The organism is Burkholderia sp. LMU1-1-1.1, assembly GCF_040675865.1.
GTDB lineage: Bacteria > Pseudomonadota > Gammaproteobacteria > Burkholderiales > Burkholderiaceae_D > Rugamonas.
Map to the genome: position 1 here is coordinate 252,684 of NZ_JBEGHG010000003.1, position 15,997 is coordinate 268,680.

Sequence of the window (15,997 nt, forward strand, 5' to 3'; positions counted from 1 at the left end):
GTAACGTATCGACAAGGCGGAAAAGATACGCTCAGGTATCAAATCACTTCTTTCATTCAGGGAATCGCTATATAGTTAGCCTACAGCAACGCCCCTATTATGAGTACCGAGGAGATAAAAATGAAACTTGACGCCTTGTTCCAGAATCCGACCGCGCTGCCCACCGCGCCCAAGGTCGTCGAGGAATTGATCAGCAGTTTCGACAAGGCCAGCGTCTCGACCGAAGAGATCGCGAAAAAACTGGCGACCGATCCGGTGCTGAGCGCCAAGCTGCTGCGCCTGGCCAACTCGGCCTACTATCACGTCTCGCGCAGCATCGGCACGGTCGAGGACGCGGTGCTGATGCTCGGCTTCGTCACCGTGCGCACCCTGGTCATCAGTTCGGGCCTGGTCAGCGGTTTCAAGACCGTTCCCGGCCTCGACCTCAAGCAGTTCTGGCGCTACAGCCTGCACACCGCCGTGTCGGCCAAGTGGATCGCCAAGAAGACCAAGGAAAACACCGACCTCGCCTTCACCATCGGCATGATGCACGCGATCGGCCAGTTGGTGATGCATTCGGCCATGTCCGAAAAAGCCATCGCGCTCGACAAGGTCGCCGGTCCGATGGACGCGCGCCGCCTGGACGCCGAGATGGGCTCGTTCGGCTACACCTTCGCCGATGTCGGCGCAGAGCTGGCCAAGCGCTGGAAGTTCCCGCAAACCTTCTCGGAGACCATCGAGGCCTTCCCGGAGCCGCATCACAACGGCGAGCTCAATCGCCTGGCCGCCGTCATCTCGCTGGCCGCCTGGCGCGCCCGCGTCGAGCAGGCCGAACTGAACGACGAGGAAATCGCCGCCTGCTACCCGACCGAACTGGCCGAGGAACTGGGTCTGGACGACAACGCATTGATTGACGATATGCCATCACCGGACGAGCTCAGCGCTGGTCTGGAGGAGTTGGTGAAGTAAGCTGCCAAGCTTGCCTTAACGGCAACGAAAGCCGCCTGCTTTTGAGCACGGCGGCTTTTTTTCGACTTTTTCAAATATTTTTTCAAAATACCCTAAAGTTCCCGTTTAAGGCGACGTTAATCAGGACATGCGGTAATCCGTTTACCGAAGATAACTAGCCTGGGTGGGTATATGATTGCTACCGAAGTCCTCTCGATGTACGAAAACATTGCCGGTTTGAGCAACCAGATGGCCGCCGCCGCACGCATGGGCGACTGGGATCGTCTGAGCAAACTGGAAACCCAGTGCGCCACCGAAGCCCGTGCCGTCGCCACCGGCGTCCCCGCCCTGAGCGGCGCCCCGCGCCTGCGCAAGATCGACCTGCTCAAGCAGATCCTGGCCAACGACCGCGAAATCCGCGACGTCACCGATCCCTGGATGAACCAGGTACCAGGCATGGCGCGTCAATAAAAACGGCCCGCCCAACAAAAAAAGCGCCTCATCGAGGCGCTTTTTTTATTCAGGTTTAACCCGCCAACGCTACACGCAACGATAGCGCGATCCCCTGCGCGGCCTTGGTGATCTCGTCCAGCGACGGGAAGCTCGGGGCGATGCGGATGTGGCTGTCCTTCGGGTCGTTCCCATACGGGAAGGCGGCGCCGGCCGGCGTCAACGTGATGCCGGCGTCCTTCGCCAACGCCACGGTACGCTTGGCCGAACCTTCCGGCGTCACTAGGTCGATGAAGTAACCACCCAGCGGACGCGTCCACGACACGCCAGGCACGTCGCCCAGGTAGGCTTCGAACTGCGCCAGCACGGCTTCGAATTTCGGCTGCAGCAGCGCGCGGTGCTGTTCCATCAGCGCTTCGACGGTGGCCACATCCTTCAGCAGGCGCACGTGGCGCAGCTGGTTGATCTTGTCCGGGCCGATGCTGCGGATGCCGGCGTGCTTGGTCCACCAGGCGATGTTGGCCGGCGATGCGGCCAGCGCGGCGATGCCCGACCCGGCCCACGTCACCTTCGACGACGAGGCGAACACGATCGCGCGGTCCGGATTGCCGGCCTTGGCGCAGGCGTCGAGGATGTTGGCCACTTCCAGTTTCTTTTCACTCAGGTGGTGGAAGCGATAGGCGTCGTCCCACATCAGGCGGAAGTCCGGCGCGGCCGTTTTCATCGCGGCCAGGCGGCCGACCACCTCGTCCGAGTAGACCACGCCACCCGGGTTGCTGTACTTCGGCACGCACCACATGCCCTTGATGCTGGCATCCTCGGCCACCAGCTTTTCGACCAGGTCCATGTCCGGACCGGCTTCGGTCATCGGAATGTTGATCATCTTGATGCCGCGTGCTTCGCAGATGGCGAAGTGGCGGTCGTAGCCCGGCACCGGGCACAGGAAGGTCACCGGCTCGCGCACCCACGGGGCGTTGCCCGGCGTGCCGTTGAGCAGGCTGTAGATGATGACGTCGTGCATCAACGACAGGCTGGCGCTGCTGTCGACGACGACTTGCGCCGCCGGCACGTCCAGCAGCTTGCCGAACAGTTCGCGCGCTTCAGGCAGGCCGATGGTGCCGCCGTAGTTGCGGCCGTCGGTGCCGTCGGCGGCTTTGAAGCCGCCCAGCGATTCGGTCAGCGCGTTGGACAAGTCGAGTTGCTCGGGCGCTGGTTTGCCACGCGACATATCCAGTTTAAGGCCGAGTTGTTTGAAGGCTTGGTACTGCTCCTGATATTGCGACGGGAGATCTGCTGCGGTCATATGGCTCTTTCAAAATGGGGTATGGCGTGCAAAAAAGCGTCGAATACTATAACCCAGATCGAGGCACCGCAGGCAAAGCTGAGGTTATAAGCTTATTACTATTGCATTATTGATTCGGGTGTGACTTCGTGCAGCGGCTGCGCCTCCTGAGGCTTGCCCGATGCCTCGGCCGGCTTTTTCTTGCGGAAGCCTTGCCAGATTTTCAGCGGCGCCGCGCCGGACTTCTTGCGCCGCCAGTAGATCAGGCCAGCGCCAGCCAGCAGCAGCGCGCCGACCGCGCCGGCGCCCCAGGCGACATAGTTGGTCGGTCGTTCGACCGGCTTTTCCTTCTTGTATTTCAGCTTGGGCAGCACGCGTTTGAGCGGAACCGGCGCGGACGCCGAGGCGGAGGCGCCCGCCGCCGAGGCCGACGCGTTGGCGCCATGCCCATCGGCGGAGGCCGAAGCGGAAGCCGAGCCGGCCGCCGCCGAGGCCGACGCCGAGGCGCCATCCATCGTTGCCGCCTGCGCTTCGCCGGCTTTGCCCGGTTTGCTCGATTTGCCTGGTTTGTCCTCAGCCGCCTTGGTCGATGCCGCTTCTGGGCCCGCCCCCGCTCCCGGCGCCGCCGAGGCCACCGACGCGGCTTTCGGCGCGGTCTTGTCCACCGCCGGTGCCGCCACAGCGGCGGCCACGCTACTGCCAGCCGCCGCCAACACGGCCGTGCCCGCCTGCCCGACCTTGGGCGCGGCGGCAGGAGCGGCCGCCGGCGTCGCCGCCGAATTTTTGATCGCGCCCTGCAGCGCCTTCATCTTCCCCTCCAGCTCCACCAGCTTGCTGGACAAGGCCAGGCTATGCGTGTCGAGCGCCTTGCATTCCTTGGCGCTGATGCCGGACGGCGCGCATGCGGCGGGCGCGGCCGGGCGTTTGACGCCGGCGGGCAGCGGCAACGGCCCCAGCGGCAGCAAGGCTTGCGCCACCGGCAACGGTACCGCGTTGTCGGCGGCGGCCGCGTCGCGCTTTGCCGCCGGCTTGGCCGGAACAGGCGCGGGCGCGGGCGGGGACGTGGGCGCCGGCGCGGGGGCGGCTGCGGGCGCACTACGCGGCGTCCCCATCGCTTCGGCTATGCGCGATGGCAAATCCCGCACCGCCACCGTCGGCGTCTGCCGAACCGGCGTCGCGGCGGCCGCGGCGGCCTTGAGCGCCCCCGGCACGCCTGTCTCGGATTCATGCAACGACGGCAACGGCGCCGGACGCGTCCGGTCCCGCACCGCCGGCGCGGCAGGCGCGGCGGCGGCCCGCTCCGCCCTCGCCTGCGCCGCGATCCGCTCCGCGTCGGCCGACGTCATCACGCTGGGCGCCGGCACGGACGACGCCACCGGTGCCGGCGGCGGTGGCGGATTGGGGTCCGCCTGCAACCAGACCGTTGCTAAACGCACATCTTGCCGCCCCGCCGCGCTCAATTCCACATACATATGGACGTATTCGGCGTCGATCGCGCGCGTGGTCGTCACATGCAAAAACTGCTTCTGGTCGCGCTTGACCACCGACATGCGCACCGACGACAGCGCCGGGTTCATGGTGATGTTCGCGCCGCGAAACACGTCCGGCCGCGCCAGCCTCACCTGCAAAGCGTTCACTTCGTCCGGCGCCAGCGCCACCAGTTCGATGTCCGCCGACAGCGGCTGGCCGATGAACGAGCGCGCGGAAACGTCGCCCAGCTCGGCCGCGTTGGCCACGATGCCCGCCGGCGCCAGCAATACGGCGCAGGCAAGGGAGCGGAGCAAATGTGTAAGTGTGGAACGCTGCATAGAAGTCGGTAGTGACGCGTAGTCTTAAGGTATATGGCTATAACGGCTGATTTTCCCAATTTTGTAGCCCCAGGATAATTTTTCCAAACTGCGCTACACTGAAAAGCCCACATATGATGACTTCCGCACAAGGATGAATTATGAGCAACAGAAGCGAACGTGACAGTTTTGGCCCGATCGATGTCCCCGACGACAAGCTGTGGGGCGCGCAGACCCAGCGCTCACTGGAACATTTCCACATCTCCACCGAGCGCATGCCGCCGGAGTTGATCCACGCGCTGGCCAGCGTCAAGCGCGCCGCCGCCCGCGTCAACCTGGACCTGGGCCTGCTGGACGGCGCGAAAGCGATCGCCATCACCCAGGCCGCCGACGAAGTGCTGGCCGACAAGCACACCGGTGAGTTCCCGCTGGCGGTGTGGCAGACCGGCTCCGGCACCCAGTCCAACATGAACATGAACGAAGTGCTGGCCAATCGCGGCTCCGAGCTGATGGGCGGCGTGCGCGGCGAGAGCCGCAAGCTGCACCCCAATGACGACGTAAACAAAGGCCAATCGTCGAACGACATCTTCCCCACCGCGATCCACGTGGCCGCCGCGCAGGCGCTGGCCAACACGGTGTTGCCGTCGCTGCGCCAGCTGCGCGCCAGCCTGCACGCCAAGGCCGAGGCCTTCGCCGACATCGTCAAGATCGGCCGCACCCACCTGCAGGACGCCACGCCGCTGACCCTGGGCCAGGAATTCTCCGGCTATGTCGCCCATCTGGACTTCGCCGAGCACGCGATCAACGCCGCCCTGCCCGGCGTGCTGCAGCTGGCCGCAGGCGGCACCGCCGTCGGCACCGGCCTCAACGCGCATCCGGAATACGCGGTGCGCATCGCCGCCGAGCTCGAACATACCTTGTCGCTGCCGTTCCGCACCGCCGACAACAAGTTCGCCGCGCTGGCCGGCCATGACGCGCTGCTGTCGGCGCACGGCGCGCTGAAAACCCTGGCCGCCGCGCTGATGAAGATCGCCAACGACGTGCGCTGGATGGCGTCGGGCCCGCGCTCGGGCTTGGGCGAGATCACCATCCCCGAGAACGAGCCGGGCAGCTCGATCATGCCGGGCAAGGTCAACCCGACCCAGTGCGAAGCGGTCACCATGCTGTGCTGCCAGGTGTTCGGCAACGACGTCGCCATCACGATGGGTGGCGCCTCGGGCAATTTCGAGTTGAACGTCTACAAGCCGCTGATCGCGCACAACTTCCTGCAAAGCGCGCGCCTGCTGGCCGACGGCATGCGCAGCTTCGAGGAACATTGCGTACACGGGATAGAACCGAATCGCGGCCGCATCGCGGAACTGATGGAACGCTCGCTGATGCTGGTGACGGCGCTGGCGCCGCACATCGGCTACGACAAGGCGGCGTCGATCGCCAAGAAGGCGCAGCATGAGGGTACGACATTGAAGGAGGCGTCGCTGGCGCTGGGTTACGTGACGGCCGAGCAATTCGACGAGTGGATCGTGCCGCTGGACATGACGCGTCCGAACGCGGCCTGATCAAAAACCGTAAGAGTAGCGCACCCCGGTCAGCACATCCGGCCGGGCGTTCGCATCGTGACCTGGATTAACGCGCAACATCACCGCGCCGGTCAGCTTGCCCATCTTGCCGGCTTTGCCAACCATGGTGGTGTAGCCGAGTTCCAGATCCCGCTCGGTGGCGGTGGGCCGCAGATTCAAAGTCGGCGCGCCGAACTCCTGGGTATTGGCATAGCTGACCCGCGCATCCGAGTCGGCGTTTTGCAGCGCCCCCGTGCGCACCTTGGCCGGCACCGACAAAGTCACCGCCAACCGGTCCTGGGTCGAGAAGATCTGGCGCGTGGACACGCCCACGCTGTATGCCATCGTCCGTACCGACGACACCTGCGCCATCAGACTGTCCGGCGCGCCAAAACCCTCGGTCTTGCCATACGACGCCATCGCCATGATCGAGCTGCGCGGCGTCAGCGCATACCCCAGCGACAACGACGTGAATTTGGTGGTGGGACGGCTGTTCATACCCCATGACGTGCCGGGCTGGCCGCCGCCCAGGGTGGAGCCGGTCTCGCGCAACAGGCCGATCGTCAGAATGCCGACCGCGCGCCCGGTCTTCTTTTCGAACTCCGCGCTGCTCAGATAACGCCGGCTGCGTTCGTTCAACAGGGGTCCGAGCGGATCGAGCAACGAAAGATTTTCCGGCAACGCACCGAAGTGCAGACGCGGAGCGCCGGCGAAGGCGGCATAACGGCGCGCGCCATCGGTCTGCAACTGGTCGACCAGCGCCGACTGCCGGTCGGCGGCGTCGAACAATAATGCGGAGTTGGCGCGCTTTTCGTACACCGGCGTGGTTTGCTGGGGGAACAAAGGATCGGATGTGGCCGCGCCAGCCGCTGCGGAGAGCGGAGAAACGATTACCAGCATGGTCAGGGAAAGCTTATTCATGATGCTGCTCGGTAAGACCTCGGTAACACACCCTGCACTGCTTAAATATTTGGCAGTGACTTCAGGATAGCAATTTTTTTTCCAAGTGACAACCCGATTCGTTGGGGTAAACTGCGCGGCTGTCGGAATGCCGCTACACTATCTGAAGTGACGTCGGTGCCGACTTTATATCATGGCAACAGAGGATAAAATGCAAAAAGTAAGCTTCGAATTGAACGGTGAATTTGTTGAACTGAACCAGCTCTTGAAGCTGGTGGGATTGTGCGACAGCGGCGGCGCCGGCAAGATGATGGTGGCCAGCGGCGCGGTGAAAGTCGACGGCAAGCAGGAGTTGCGCAAGACGGCGAAAATCCGCGCCGGCCAGCAGGTCAGCGTCGGCGACGTCAAAATCAGCATTGACGCCGTGTAATTTCCTCTTGCTTTTGAGCAATAACGTACTAATCTGTAAGCGCAGCCAAGAAAACGCTGCAGACGGGGGTGAGCGTGTTTGATTATGCGCAAACCGACTGGCGATATCGTAGTTATATTGGAATTGCTTGCCACCCGGCTTTTTCAACCAGTTTCTTTACGACCAAGGGGACGTCATGGACGGTCCTGAACCACATAGCCCAACCCAGGAAAAACTGCTCGACGATCTGCGCCAGGTGATAGAAAACGCCGAGGAGCTGCTCAAGAACACCAATCAGTACCACGGTTCGCTGTACCAGGGCGCGCGCGCCAAGCTGGCGCAGGCGCTGCTGACCGCGACCGAGGAACTGGCCCGGTTTGAAGACGTCCAGATCGACCGCATGATCGAGCTGACGGCCGCCGCCAACAAATTGCACCGCGATTTGACGGGCGAGGCCAAGGTGCTGCGCGCTTTCAAGCCCGGCAGCCAATAACGATCACCCCGTTTCAGCCATTCCATCTATTTCGACGATCAGCGCGTGCGCCAGCCACAGTTGTAAATTGCCGGCCACGTCAAAGGCTTCGTCGATGTCGAACGCGGCATCGAGCGCGGCGCCGAAATCCCTCCCCGCCCCCAATGACCGCAGCGCCGCGTGACCAGCGCCGCTGAGCGCAACCACCCGTGTTTTCCAGCCCGGACGCGCGACCACGCCATGGCTCGGCGCCGCCATGTGTTCGGGGAAACCAATCCCGCTGTCAGGCTGGTGTGCCTGCCAGAGAGGTATCGTGGCCCATTCCGACGACACCAGCCGGCAGGCCGGATGCAGTGTCATCCGCGCCGTCTCCATGTGTTCGGGCGACAGGGCGGCAAGCCGCTGCGCGGTGATCCCCCGGGCCGCCGGCGCGTAGTGCGCCCGGTGCAAGGCCCACTCCAGCGCCGCCATGTCGGGCAGGTAGGGATACTCGGCCACGTGCGGAAAATGGCGCAGGAAGGTGTCGAAGTCGGCGCCGAAACGGTTCAGATCGCCGCTGGTGGACGGATGGGCACGGCCGTAGGATTTACTCAGAGCGCTAAAGAACTCCTCCCCCACCAGCATCCGCACCACCGGGTACGCGGCCGACAAGGTCTTGTCCCAAGTCGCGCTCAGGTTGCCGCGATAGAGCGCGAACCGGTGTTCGTTGTCGCCGCCTTTGAATTGTGATAACACCTGCGCCGCCTGCCCGGGGTCGAGCAACGCGCCGGCGAACTGCTGTTGGGTCTCGGCGAGGCCGGAGACGCCCGCCTCCGCGGCAACCGGGGCCGCCACGCGCAAGGGCTGCGCGGCCCGCGCGGCATAGCGGCGGTGCAGCACCTCGGCCTTGGCAGCCTCTTCCAGCAGCACCTCGACAGTCGGGATGTCGGTATCCCACTCGATCAGCGTCGGCACGGCGCCGAAGCGCTCCAGCGCCGCCTCGTACAGCCGCCAGACCGGGTCGGCCACCGCCGCGCCGTGGTGATCGATGACGGCCTGGGGCGTCACCAGATGACCGGCCAGATGCATTTCGCCGACCGTGCCGGGCGCGATCGCGGCGATGGCGGCCAGCGCGTCTTCGCCGTGGTTGCACTGGTTGACATAGAGGTTGTTGATATCGAGCAGCAGACCGCAACCGGTGCGCGCCGCCAGCGCCGCCATGAACTCCGCCTCGCTCATCGCGTCCCGCTGAAACCGTACATAGGTCGACACGTTTTCCAGCAGCAACTGGCGCTTGAGCGTGTCCTGTACGCGGTTGACGCGCGCGCTCAGCATGTCGAGCGCGGCATGGTCCAAGGTTAGCGGCAAGAGATCGTTGAGGTGGCGGTCGCCGACGGCGCCCCAGCACAAATGCTCGGACACCAGCACCGGGTCGATCCTTTGCACCAGGCTGCGGACGCTGTCCAGATGATGCTCTGAAAAGCCGCGCGCCGAGCCCAGTCCCAGGCCGACGCAATGCAAGCTGATCGGATAATCGCGGCGCAGCTGCTCCAGCACGTGGCTATCCCAGCCGGCTTGATCGAGGTAATTTTCAGTGTGGACCTCAAGCCAGGCGGCGCGCGGCCGCTGCTCGAGAAACTGACGATAGTGCGGAGCCCGCAATCCAACGCCGACACCCGGCTTCGGCTCGGACAGGCGTGGCGGCGACATGGCTCCGCTGGCTGCGACGATTGCTATGCGAGTATCGCCGCGATTACTTGGCAGGCGGCGTGGTCTTGCCGCCGGCTTTTTCGCAAGTGCCTTTAGCGACGTATTTCCACTCGGTCGGCGCGTTGTCGACCTTGGCCTGGCCGGCGCACGAGTGCGTGCCGTTGGCGGCGGCGCAATCGTTTTGACCGGCCTTGGCGATGCCGAAGCACTTTTCCTTCGGCGTATCTTGGTCGACGGCGGCGGCGGTGCCGGCGCTGGCGGCGCAAACGGTGGCCAGGGCGGCGGCGATCAGGGCTTGACGTTTATTCATGGGGAGTCTCCTCGAATGGATGGTTGAATTCAGAATCGCAGCGTACCAGCAATAACGCGGATACGCTTGTTTCTGTTGACAGGATTCAAGTCAAGGAGAAGCGCGGACCGAACGATCGCGCAAAGACGCCGTAAAGCACGGTGCCTGGCGCCAAGAGGCGCCGAAAAACCGCCGTTCAGGCGGTTGTATTGATGGTGTTACCCAAGTGCGAAGGCAATTTCGGCGCCGACGGCACGGGAGGAATGGCTTCAATCAATGCCTGCGCGCTGGAAGCCTGGATGTCCTGGGCTTTTTTCAGCACAGCAATGCCGACTGCCTGCTTGGTGCCGGTTTCCGCGATCGAGGTTGCGGCTTGAGCAATACTTGAAACGTCCATATCATCCTCCTTTAAGGGGTATCACTTCTTTTACGGATGATTCGAAAAAAACTTTAGCCTTCGGACGATTTATTTTGACGTTTTTTCTCGACGTGGGCGAGCAGCCAGGCCAGCACTTCGGTGGGCGCGTTCAAGTCCAGCCACACTGTGTCGGGCGACAAATCGGCGGGCCGGGGCAGGTCGGAGGCGACAGCGATCACGTGCGGATCGAGCGGATACAGCGGCGGACGGCCCTGCTCGGCGCGGTAGACTTCCAGCTTGTCGATCGGATACGTCTTGAACCCTTCGAGCAGGGTCAGGTCGGCCGGCGACAGGCGGTCCAGTTGTTCCTGCAATGACGGTTCCGGCGCGCCGCGCAGTTCGCGGATGATAGCGACCCGGAACGGCGACGCCACCATGACTTCGGCGGCGCCGGCCATGCGCAGGCGGGCGCTGTCCTTCTGTGGTGGCTCCAGTTCCAGGTCGTGGTGGCTGTGCTTGATGACATTGACCTTCAGCCCTTGCGCCGCCAGCCGGGCGATCAGGAATTCCAACAACGTGGTCTTACCGCTGCCGGACGTCCCGATGACGCCCAGGACATTGCGCATGTGCGCGGAACTCTCTTGCTGCATTGATCAACCTCTCTCTACCCCAACCTGTTACCGCCATTATACGCAGCAACATTTAAGGACGTAGCGAGGCTTCCGGCCAGGTCTTTATTCGCCGTTCTTTTGGTTGAAGGCGTCGTTGCGCGAACGGCCGTTGGCCAACAGGACCAGGCCCAGGCACAGCAGCCCGGCGCCGTAGCCGATCGGTTCTTGCTGGGCATCGACTTCCGCCGCCTGCGCGCGTGGCATGGCGAAAGCTGCGGCTATCAGGAAAGGCAATAGTTTCAGATGTTTCATGATATTCCCCCATGCATTGTTTTCAATGATAAGAAAATATCACTACCGAGTGACAAGTTGATGACAGCTCAATACGGAACGCGGTATCGGTAACCTTTGAAATTGAACACCGCTTCCTTGGGATTCAGTTTTTCCAGTTTCAGGCCGGGGGCGACCTCCTCCCCCTCGCGGCGCAGGACCTTGTCGATCAGCAGCAAGCGGTCCGACGGATTCTTGGAGTAGATGTAGCCGCCGACGGCGACCTGCGGAATCGACCGCTGGATGGGCTCGGGCAGATCGCGCAGATTCTGGACCGGCTCCTCGAACGCGACAGCCGGTTTGGCCGGGGCGGTCGCGGCCGCGATCGGGTTGACGGCTGGCGCCGGCGCGGCCTGCGCTGTTTGCGGATCGGCGTGCTTGCGCGGCGCCGGAGCGAGCGTGGCCACCGGCGGCGGCAGCGCTGCGACGGGCGCCGGCAACGGCGCGGCACTATCGGCGGCGACCTGGGCCGGGGCCGAGACTTGCGCGGCGACGACCGGTGCCGCCAGAGCCGGCGGCGCGGCTGGCGCCGGGGCGCGAACAACTTCCTGGGCGGCCTGAGCATCGGCGGGCGCCGCAGCCGGCTTCAGCACCATGACCAGCAGCGCGGCGATCGCAACGCCCATCGCCACGATCAACAGCAGCAACGGCTTTTTAAGTCGTCCACCGGCCGAGGACCGGTCCACCGATTGCAGCGTCGGCGCGTGCAGGGTCGGCGCGTTGCCGAGTTGACGTTCCGCCTGCGCTTTTTTCAGCGCTTCCAAAATATAGGACATATTATTTCCCTGCCACGGCGTCGGCCTTGCCGGCACGGGCCAGCAAACGTGGCTCCTGCACGCCGCCCAACTGATACAGTCGGATGAAAGTTTTCGGACCGGCCACGCCGTCCGCCTTGAGATGCTGCTCGGTCTGGAACTCGGTCAGGCGGCTGCGCAAGGCCGCGTCCAGCGGTTGATTTTCCTGCGGTTTTTTCAGCTCGTAAAGTTGCGACAAGCGCTTGGCCAGCCAGTCCACATCGGGACCGTGATCGCCGACGGACACCTCGTCGCGCCAGCTGCGCGGCGCCCGCCAGAACGTGGTGAACTCGCCGCCGAAGCGTGCGCCGAGCGCCTCCAGGCTGATCGTCTGCGGCGTGCCGCCGGGTGTCATGATGGTCGCGTTGCGTTTGTCCAGCGCGGTCAGCAGCACGTAGTTGGGTACGACGGGATCGTCGCGCAGGGTTAGCACCGCCGGACGGTCCAATTGACGCAGTTCGTCGATGCCGCCTTTGGTTTGCAGGCAACGCAAATTGAGCCGCGCCGCCGTTGGACAAGGATCGCCGTCGACCAGCGCCAGCCCCCACATTCCGGCAAGCTGGCGCAAGGCGGCCGCCTTGCCGGCGCCTTCACCCGCCGCTGCCACCGGCGTAGCGTTGGCAGCGGCCGGCAAGGACGCCGCCGGAGCAAGCGCGGCCGCAGCCGCCTTCGGCGCGGCGACAACGGCGCCACTGGATGCCGACGGCGTCGTCGAAGCGGCCTGCGCACTCTGTATGCCAGGCTTCGCGTCGTGCGCCGCCAACTGCCACAATACCGCGCTGACGATCACGCCGCCTAGCGCGCCGGCCGCCACCAGCGGCCAGCGCCGGCCGGACGACGAGGCAAGCAGCGCGCCAGGCACCACTTCCTGCCCGGAAAACACCTCCGACGCCGCGCGGCGCAAAATGACGCGCGTCACCTGCGGCTGGTTCTCGACATACGCGCCCAGCAGCGCACGGTCACACAGCAAATTGATACGGCGCGGCACGCCTTTGGCCAGGCTGTGCACCAATCCCATCAAACGGCGCGGAAACGGCGCGATCGCCGACGCGCCGGCCACCGCCAGCCTATGCTCGATGTACGCGCCGGTTTCGGCCTCGGTCAGCGAGCCCAGGTGGTAGCGGGCGATGACGCGCTGCGCCAACTGCTCCAGTTCCGGCCGCGCCAGCATCGTGCGCAACTCGGGCTGGCCGATCAGGATGATCTGCAGCAGCTTGCGCTCGCTCGTTTCCAGATTCGTCAGCAAGCGCAGCTGCTCCAGCACCTCGGCCGACAGGTTCTGCGCCTCGTCGATGATCAGCACATTGTTCTTGGCCTGCGCGTGGCTGGCCAGCAAATAGGCGTTGATCGCGTCGACATAGCCCTTGACGCTGACGGCGCCGGCGCCCTGCGGCGGCAGCTCGATGCCGAACTCGTCACAGATCGACAGCAGCAACTCCTCCACCGACAGCTTCGGATTGAAGATATAGCCCAGCTTGCAGTTCTCGGGGATCTGCTCCATGAAGCAGCGGCACACGGTGGTCTTGCCGGCCCCGATCTCCCCCGTCAGCAGCACGAAACCGCCGCCGCTGCCGATGCCGTACAGCAGATGCGCCAGCGCCTCGCGGTGGCGTTCGCTCATGAACAGGTAGCGCGGATCGGGCGCGATGGAAAACGGCGATTGCTTCAGATTGAAAAAGTGGGTGTACATGAAGACCTTGGGAGTGCGCGTACCCTATTTTAGCCGCTGGCGCACGGCGGGCGGCTGCACCGGCGGCAAGGGCTTGTACTTCGCGCAGTAAATCTTGGATTTGGTATCGAAATAAACGATGCGGCTGGCCGGCTTGGCCTCGCGCACGGGGAAGGCCGACGTGTCGATTCTCGCATAATGCAAGCCGACCTGGGCGATGATCGCCTTTTCCAGCTCTTCCGGCGTGGCCTCGGCCACGGCGCCGACGAAGATATAGGTGCTGGTATCGTCGCTGACCATCACCTCGGAGACCGGCGTGCCCCACAGGTTGGCGCCCTCGGTCTTGAACCAGAAGGCGCCGCCGTCGTGCTTGTAGGCCGGGCCGAAGGCCTTGAGCAGGTAATCGTAATAAAAGAAATTGGCGGTCTGGTCGCGGCACAGCAGGCCGTTGCCGATGACGGTGCCAAAGGTGGTGGGCACCGATTGCGCCAGGGCGGCGCCGGAAACAAGCATGGCGAATGCCGCCAGCGCGCAGAAACCGGCGCGGCGCCGCAATAAATAAAACATCATCATTAAAGTTTCGATAACCAGGAGCGGTTGGCGCTGATACGCGCCTTGGCGGTCGCCGGCAGCGCCTCATAGCATCCCGGGTACTGTTTCAAGGCCGCCTCCCGGATTTCCTTCTGTAAGCCGTTGATTAAGAACACATATAGCACCGAACCGTCGTTCGTGTTTTTGGTCCCCATGTATTTGATCATGTCCGCCCCCGCTTCCGTTTTCCCGCTCGAGCATCAATGCCCCGATTATGACATTATCGGCGGCCCGGACGACAAGTTGATTCGCAGTTCAGCGCCGCTTTTTTGCCGTTGATCCCACTATTCCGCGCATCCGTCCCATTCCGCGCGCCGCTTGCTTGCTTTTGTCATATCGTTCATTCCTCGCCACTTCCACCATCGAGATAAAAAATGAAGCAGACGATCAAACACCAGGCGCTGGCCTGCACCCTGCTGGCGGCCGCCATCGCCTCCGGCTACGCCCAGGCCGACACCAAGGCCGAAAGCAAGCCCGACAACGCCATCGTCACCGAGACCCGCACCGTCGCGCCGTTCACCAGCATCAACCTGAACGGCCCGTTCCGCGTGATCGTCACCAACCAGGCCGGCAACGGCATCGAACTGTCCGGTCCCCGCAAAAAGTTGGCCGACATCGAAACCTCGGTCAGCGGCGACACGCTGACCGTGCGGCAACCGCGCAAAAAGAGCAACGGCTGGGTCTTCAACTTTAACTGGAACAACGACAACAAGTCGCAGGTGACGATACGAATCAACGCCGCTGCCTTGAAAAGCCTGCGCAGCGGAGGCAGCGGCGACGTCGATCTGCAACAATTCCAGGGCCCGGCGCTCAGCTTGACGTCGGACGGCGCCGGCGACATCCACGCCAGCGGCGCCGCGACCGACCTGACGGTCACCTCCTCCGGCAGCGGCGACCTCGACCTGCGCAGCCTGAAGGCGGGCAACCTGAACGTGGTCTCGAACGGCCCCGGCGACATCAACGCCGCCGGCGTCACGCAGGATCTGAACATCTCGGTCAACGGGCCGGGCGACCTCGACATCGGCGACATCAACGCCGGCAAGATCAACACCGCGATGCACGGGCCGGGATCGGTCACCCTGCGCGGCAACGCCAGGGAAATCCGCGCCGAAGTGGCGGGCCCGGGCGATCTCGACGCTTGCGGGCTGGGCACGGAAGCGGCCAGCGCCATGCTGCACGGCCCGGGCGACGCCTGCATCGCCGGCAACATCAAGAAACTCGACGCCGAAGTCCACGGCTCGGGCGACCTGACGGTGCGCGGCCTGCAGGCGCAAACGGTGCGCGCCATCCTCAGCGGCCCGGGCCGCATGACCTTGTCGGGGGCGACGGCAATGCTGAGCGCGGAAGTGAACGGTTCAGGCGACCTGGAGGCCAACACGCTGCAGGTCGGACGCGCGGTGGCGCGCAGCCGTGGACCGGGCAATATCCATCTGAACAAGGTCGGCGACACGCTGGAGGCGGAAGTGGGCGGCTCCGGCGACCTGACGGCGACGGCCGACTGCAAGAGCGTGCGGCTGAACATGCACGGCCCAGGCGAGGTCAAACTTGACGGCAAGACCGCCACCCTGACCGCGCAGCTGAGCGGCTCGGGCAACCTCAACGCGCGCCAATTGTGGGCCGGCCAGGCCGACGTCATCGTGCGCGGGCCGGGCAACGCGGTGGTGAATGTGAATGGCAAAGCAGCCGAGCAATCGCGCCTGGTGACGTACGAGCGCACCGGCACCCGCGACAAGGCCAGCAACTGATACAAGGCAAATCCGGGGTCAGGTCCTAATGCCGCTAACTTAAGCTTTTAGCGGCATTTTTGTTGTAAACGGCGGCCGGAAGTGTTAACTTGCCGGCACGATGCTATCAGATGCCATTTCCCTCGCTATAGACCTTCC

The 15,997-nt window shown here is 64.0% G+C and carries 18 protein-coding genes; 6 read left to right on the top strand and 12 right to left on the bottom strand.

What is annotated here, in order from left to right:
* Nucleotides 1-120: 120 nt before the first annotated feature.
* Nucleotides 121-948 carry an HDOD domain-containing protein gene (locus MRBLMU1_RS04745; protein ID WP_363497751.1) on the top strand — a complete coding sequence of 276 codons (828 nt, stop codon included), beginning with the start codon at nt 121-123 and terminating at the stop codon, nt 946-948.
* A 171-nt stretch (nt 949-1,119) separates the two neighbouring features.
* Nucleotides 1,120-1,398, top strand: a complete 279-nt coding sequence (locus tag MRBLMU1_RS04750) for a flagellar protein FliT (protein ID WP_363497754.1) — start codon at nt 1,120-1,122, stop codon at nt 1,396-1,398.
* Nucleotides 1,399-1,453: 55 nt separating this feature from the next.
* On the opposite strand, the gene MRBLMU1_RS04755 is transcribed toward MRBLMU1_RS04750, so the two are convergent.
* Together MRBLMU1_RS04755 and MRBLMU1_RS04760 are read right to left on the bottom strand one after the other, a co-directional pair.
* Nucleotides 1,454-2,680, bottom strand: coding sequence for an aminotransferase class I/II-fold pyridoxal phosphate-dependent enzyme (locus tag MRBLMU1_RS04755; protein WP_363497757.1), 1,227 nt, complete (start codon nt 2,678-2,680; stop codon nt 1,454-1,456).
* A 98-nt stretch (nt 2,681-2,778) separates the two neighbouring features.
* A complete protein-coding gene (locus tag MRBLMU1_RS04760) occupies nt 2,779-4,443 on the bottom strand; it encodes a type IV pilus assembly protein FimV (RefSeq protein ID WP_363497759.1) in 1,665 nt (554 codons plus the stop codon).
* Between the two features lie 164 nt (nt 4,444-4,607).
* Between MRBLMU1_RS04760 and fumC the strand changes: the two genes are divergently transcribed.
* On the top strand, nt 4,608-6,002 hold the full coding sequence (gene fumC, locus MRBLMU1_RS04765) for a class II fumarate hydratase (RefSeq protein WP_363497762.1): 1,395 nt from the start codon (nt 4,608-4,610) through the stop codon (nt 6,000-6,002).
* Here fumC and MRBLMU1_RS04770 read toward each other — a convergent pair whose 3' ends face one another.
* Nucleotides 6,003-6,923, bottom strand: a complete 921-nt coding sequence (locus MRBLMU1_RS04770) for a hypothetical protein (protein ID WP_363497765.1) — start codon at nt 6,921-6,923, stop codon at nt 6,003-6,005.
* A gap of 190 nt (nt 6,924-7,113) precedes the next feature.
* Between MRBLMU1_RS04770 and MRBLMU1_RS04775 the strand changes: the two genes are divergently transcribed.
* Nucleotides 7,114-7,332: an RNA-binding S4 domain-containing protein gene (locus tag MRBLMU1_RS04775; RefSeq protein ID WP_363497768.1), complete on the top strand. Its 219-nt coding sequence runs from the start codon at nt 7,114-7,116 to the stop codon at nt 7,330-7,332.
* 175 nt (nt 7,333-7,507) lie between these two features.
* A complete protein-coding gene (locus MRBLMU1_RS04780; RefSeq protein WP_363497771.1) occupies nt 7,508-7,804 on the top strand; it encodes a hypothetical protein in 297 nt (98 codons plus the stop codon).
* Nucleotides 7,805-7,807: 3 nt separating this feature from the next.
* On the opposite strand, the gene MRBLMU1_RS04785 is transcribed toward MRBLMU1_RS04780, so the two are convergent.
* From MRBLMU1_RS04785 to MRBLMU1_RS04825, 9 genes are all read right to left on the bottom strand, one after another.
* Nucleotides 7,808-9,472, bottom strand: coding sequence for a DUF692 family multinuclear iron-containing protein (locus MRBLMU1_RS04785; protein ID WP_363497774.1), 1,665 nt, complete (start codon nt 9,470-9,472; stop codon nt 7,808-7,810).
* A gap of 43 nt (nt 9,473-9,515) precedes the next feature.
* The gene (locus MRBLMU1_RS04790; RefSeq protein WP_363497777.1) at nt 9,516-9,782 is read right to left on the bottom strand and encodes a DUF2282 domain-containing protein; all 267 of its coding nucleotides are present in this window, start codon (nt 9,780-9,782) and stop codon (nt 9,516-9,518) included.
* A 175-nt stretch (nt 9,783-9,957) separates the two neighbouring features.
* A complete protein-coding gene (locus tag MRBLMU1_RS04795) occupies nt 9,958-10,158 on the bottom strand; it encodes a YjfB family protein (RefSeq protein WP_363497780.1) in 201 nt (66 codons plus the stop codon).
* Between the two features lie 53 nt (nt 10,159-10,211).
* Nucleotides 10,212-10,769, bottom strand: coding sequence for a molybdopterin-guanine dinucleotide biosynthesis protein B (gene mobB / locus MRBLMU1_RS04800; RefSeq protein WP_363497783.1), 558 nt, complete (start codon nt 10,767-10,769; stop codon nt 10,212-10,214).
* Nucleotides 10,770-10,853: 84 nt separating this feature from the next.
* On the bottom strand, nt 10,854-11,042 hold the full coding sequence (locus tag MRBLMU1_RS04805; RefSeq protein ID WP_363497786.1) for a hypothetical protein: 189 nt from the start codon (nt 11,040-11,042) through the stop codon (nt 10,854-10,856).
* Between the two features lie 68 nt (nt 11,043-11,110).
* Nucleotides 11,111-11,836 (bottom strand): general secretion pathway protein GspB, encoded by a 726-nt coding sequence (locus MRBLMU1_RS04810; protein ID WP_363497789.1) that lies wholly within the window; start codon nt 11,834-11,836, stop codon nt 11,111-11,113.
* A gap of 1 nt (nt 11,837) precedes the next feature.
* Nucleotides 11,838-13,544 (bottom strand): AAA family ATPase, encoded by a 1,707-nt coding sequence (locus MRBLMU1_RS04815; RefSeq protein ID WP_363497792.1) that lies wholly within the window; start codon nt 13,542-13,544, stop codon nt 11,838-11,840.
* A 24-nt stretch (nt 13,545-13,568) separates the two neighbouring features.
* Nucleotides 13,569-14,096, bottom strand: coding sequence for a hypothetical protein (locus MRBLMU1_RS04820; protein ID WP_363497794.1), 528 nt, complete (start codon nt 14,094-14,096; stop codon nt 13,569-13,571).
* Nucleotides 14,096-14,281 carry a hypothetical protein gene (locus tag MRBLMU1_RS04825; protein ID WP_363497797.1) on the bottom strand — a complete coding sequence of 62 codons (186 nt, stop codon included), beginning with the start codon at nt 14,279-14,281 and terminating at the stop codon, nt 14,096-14,098. Before MRBLMU1_RS04825 ends, MRBLMU1_RS04820 begins: the two co-directional genes overlap by 1 nt.
* Before the next feature lie 207 nt (nt 14,282-14,488).
* On the opposite strand from MRBLMU1_RS04825, the gene MRBLMU1_RS04830 reads away from it, so the two are divergent.
* The gene (locus MRBLMU1_RS04830; RefSeq protein ID WP_363497800.1) at nt 14,489-15,859 is read left to right on the top strand and encodes a GIN domain-containing protein; all 1,371 of its coding nucleotides are present in this window, start codon (nt 14,489-14,491) and stop codon (nt 15,857-15,859) included.
* Nucleotides 15,860-15,997 lie beyond the last annotated feature (138 nt).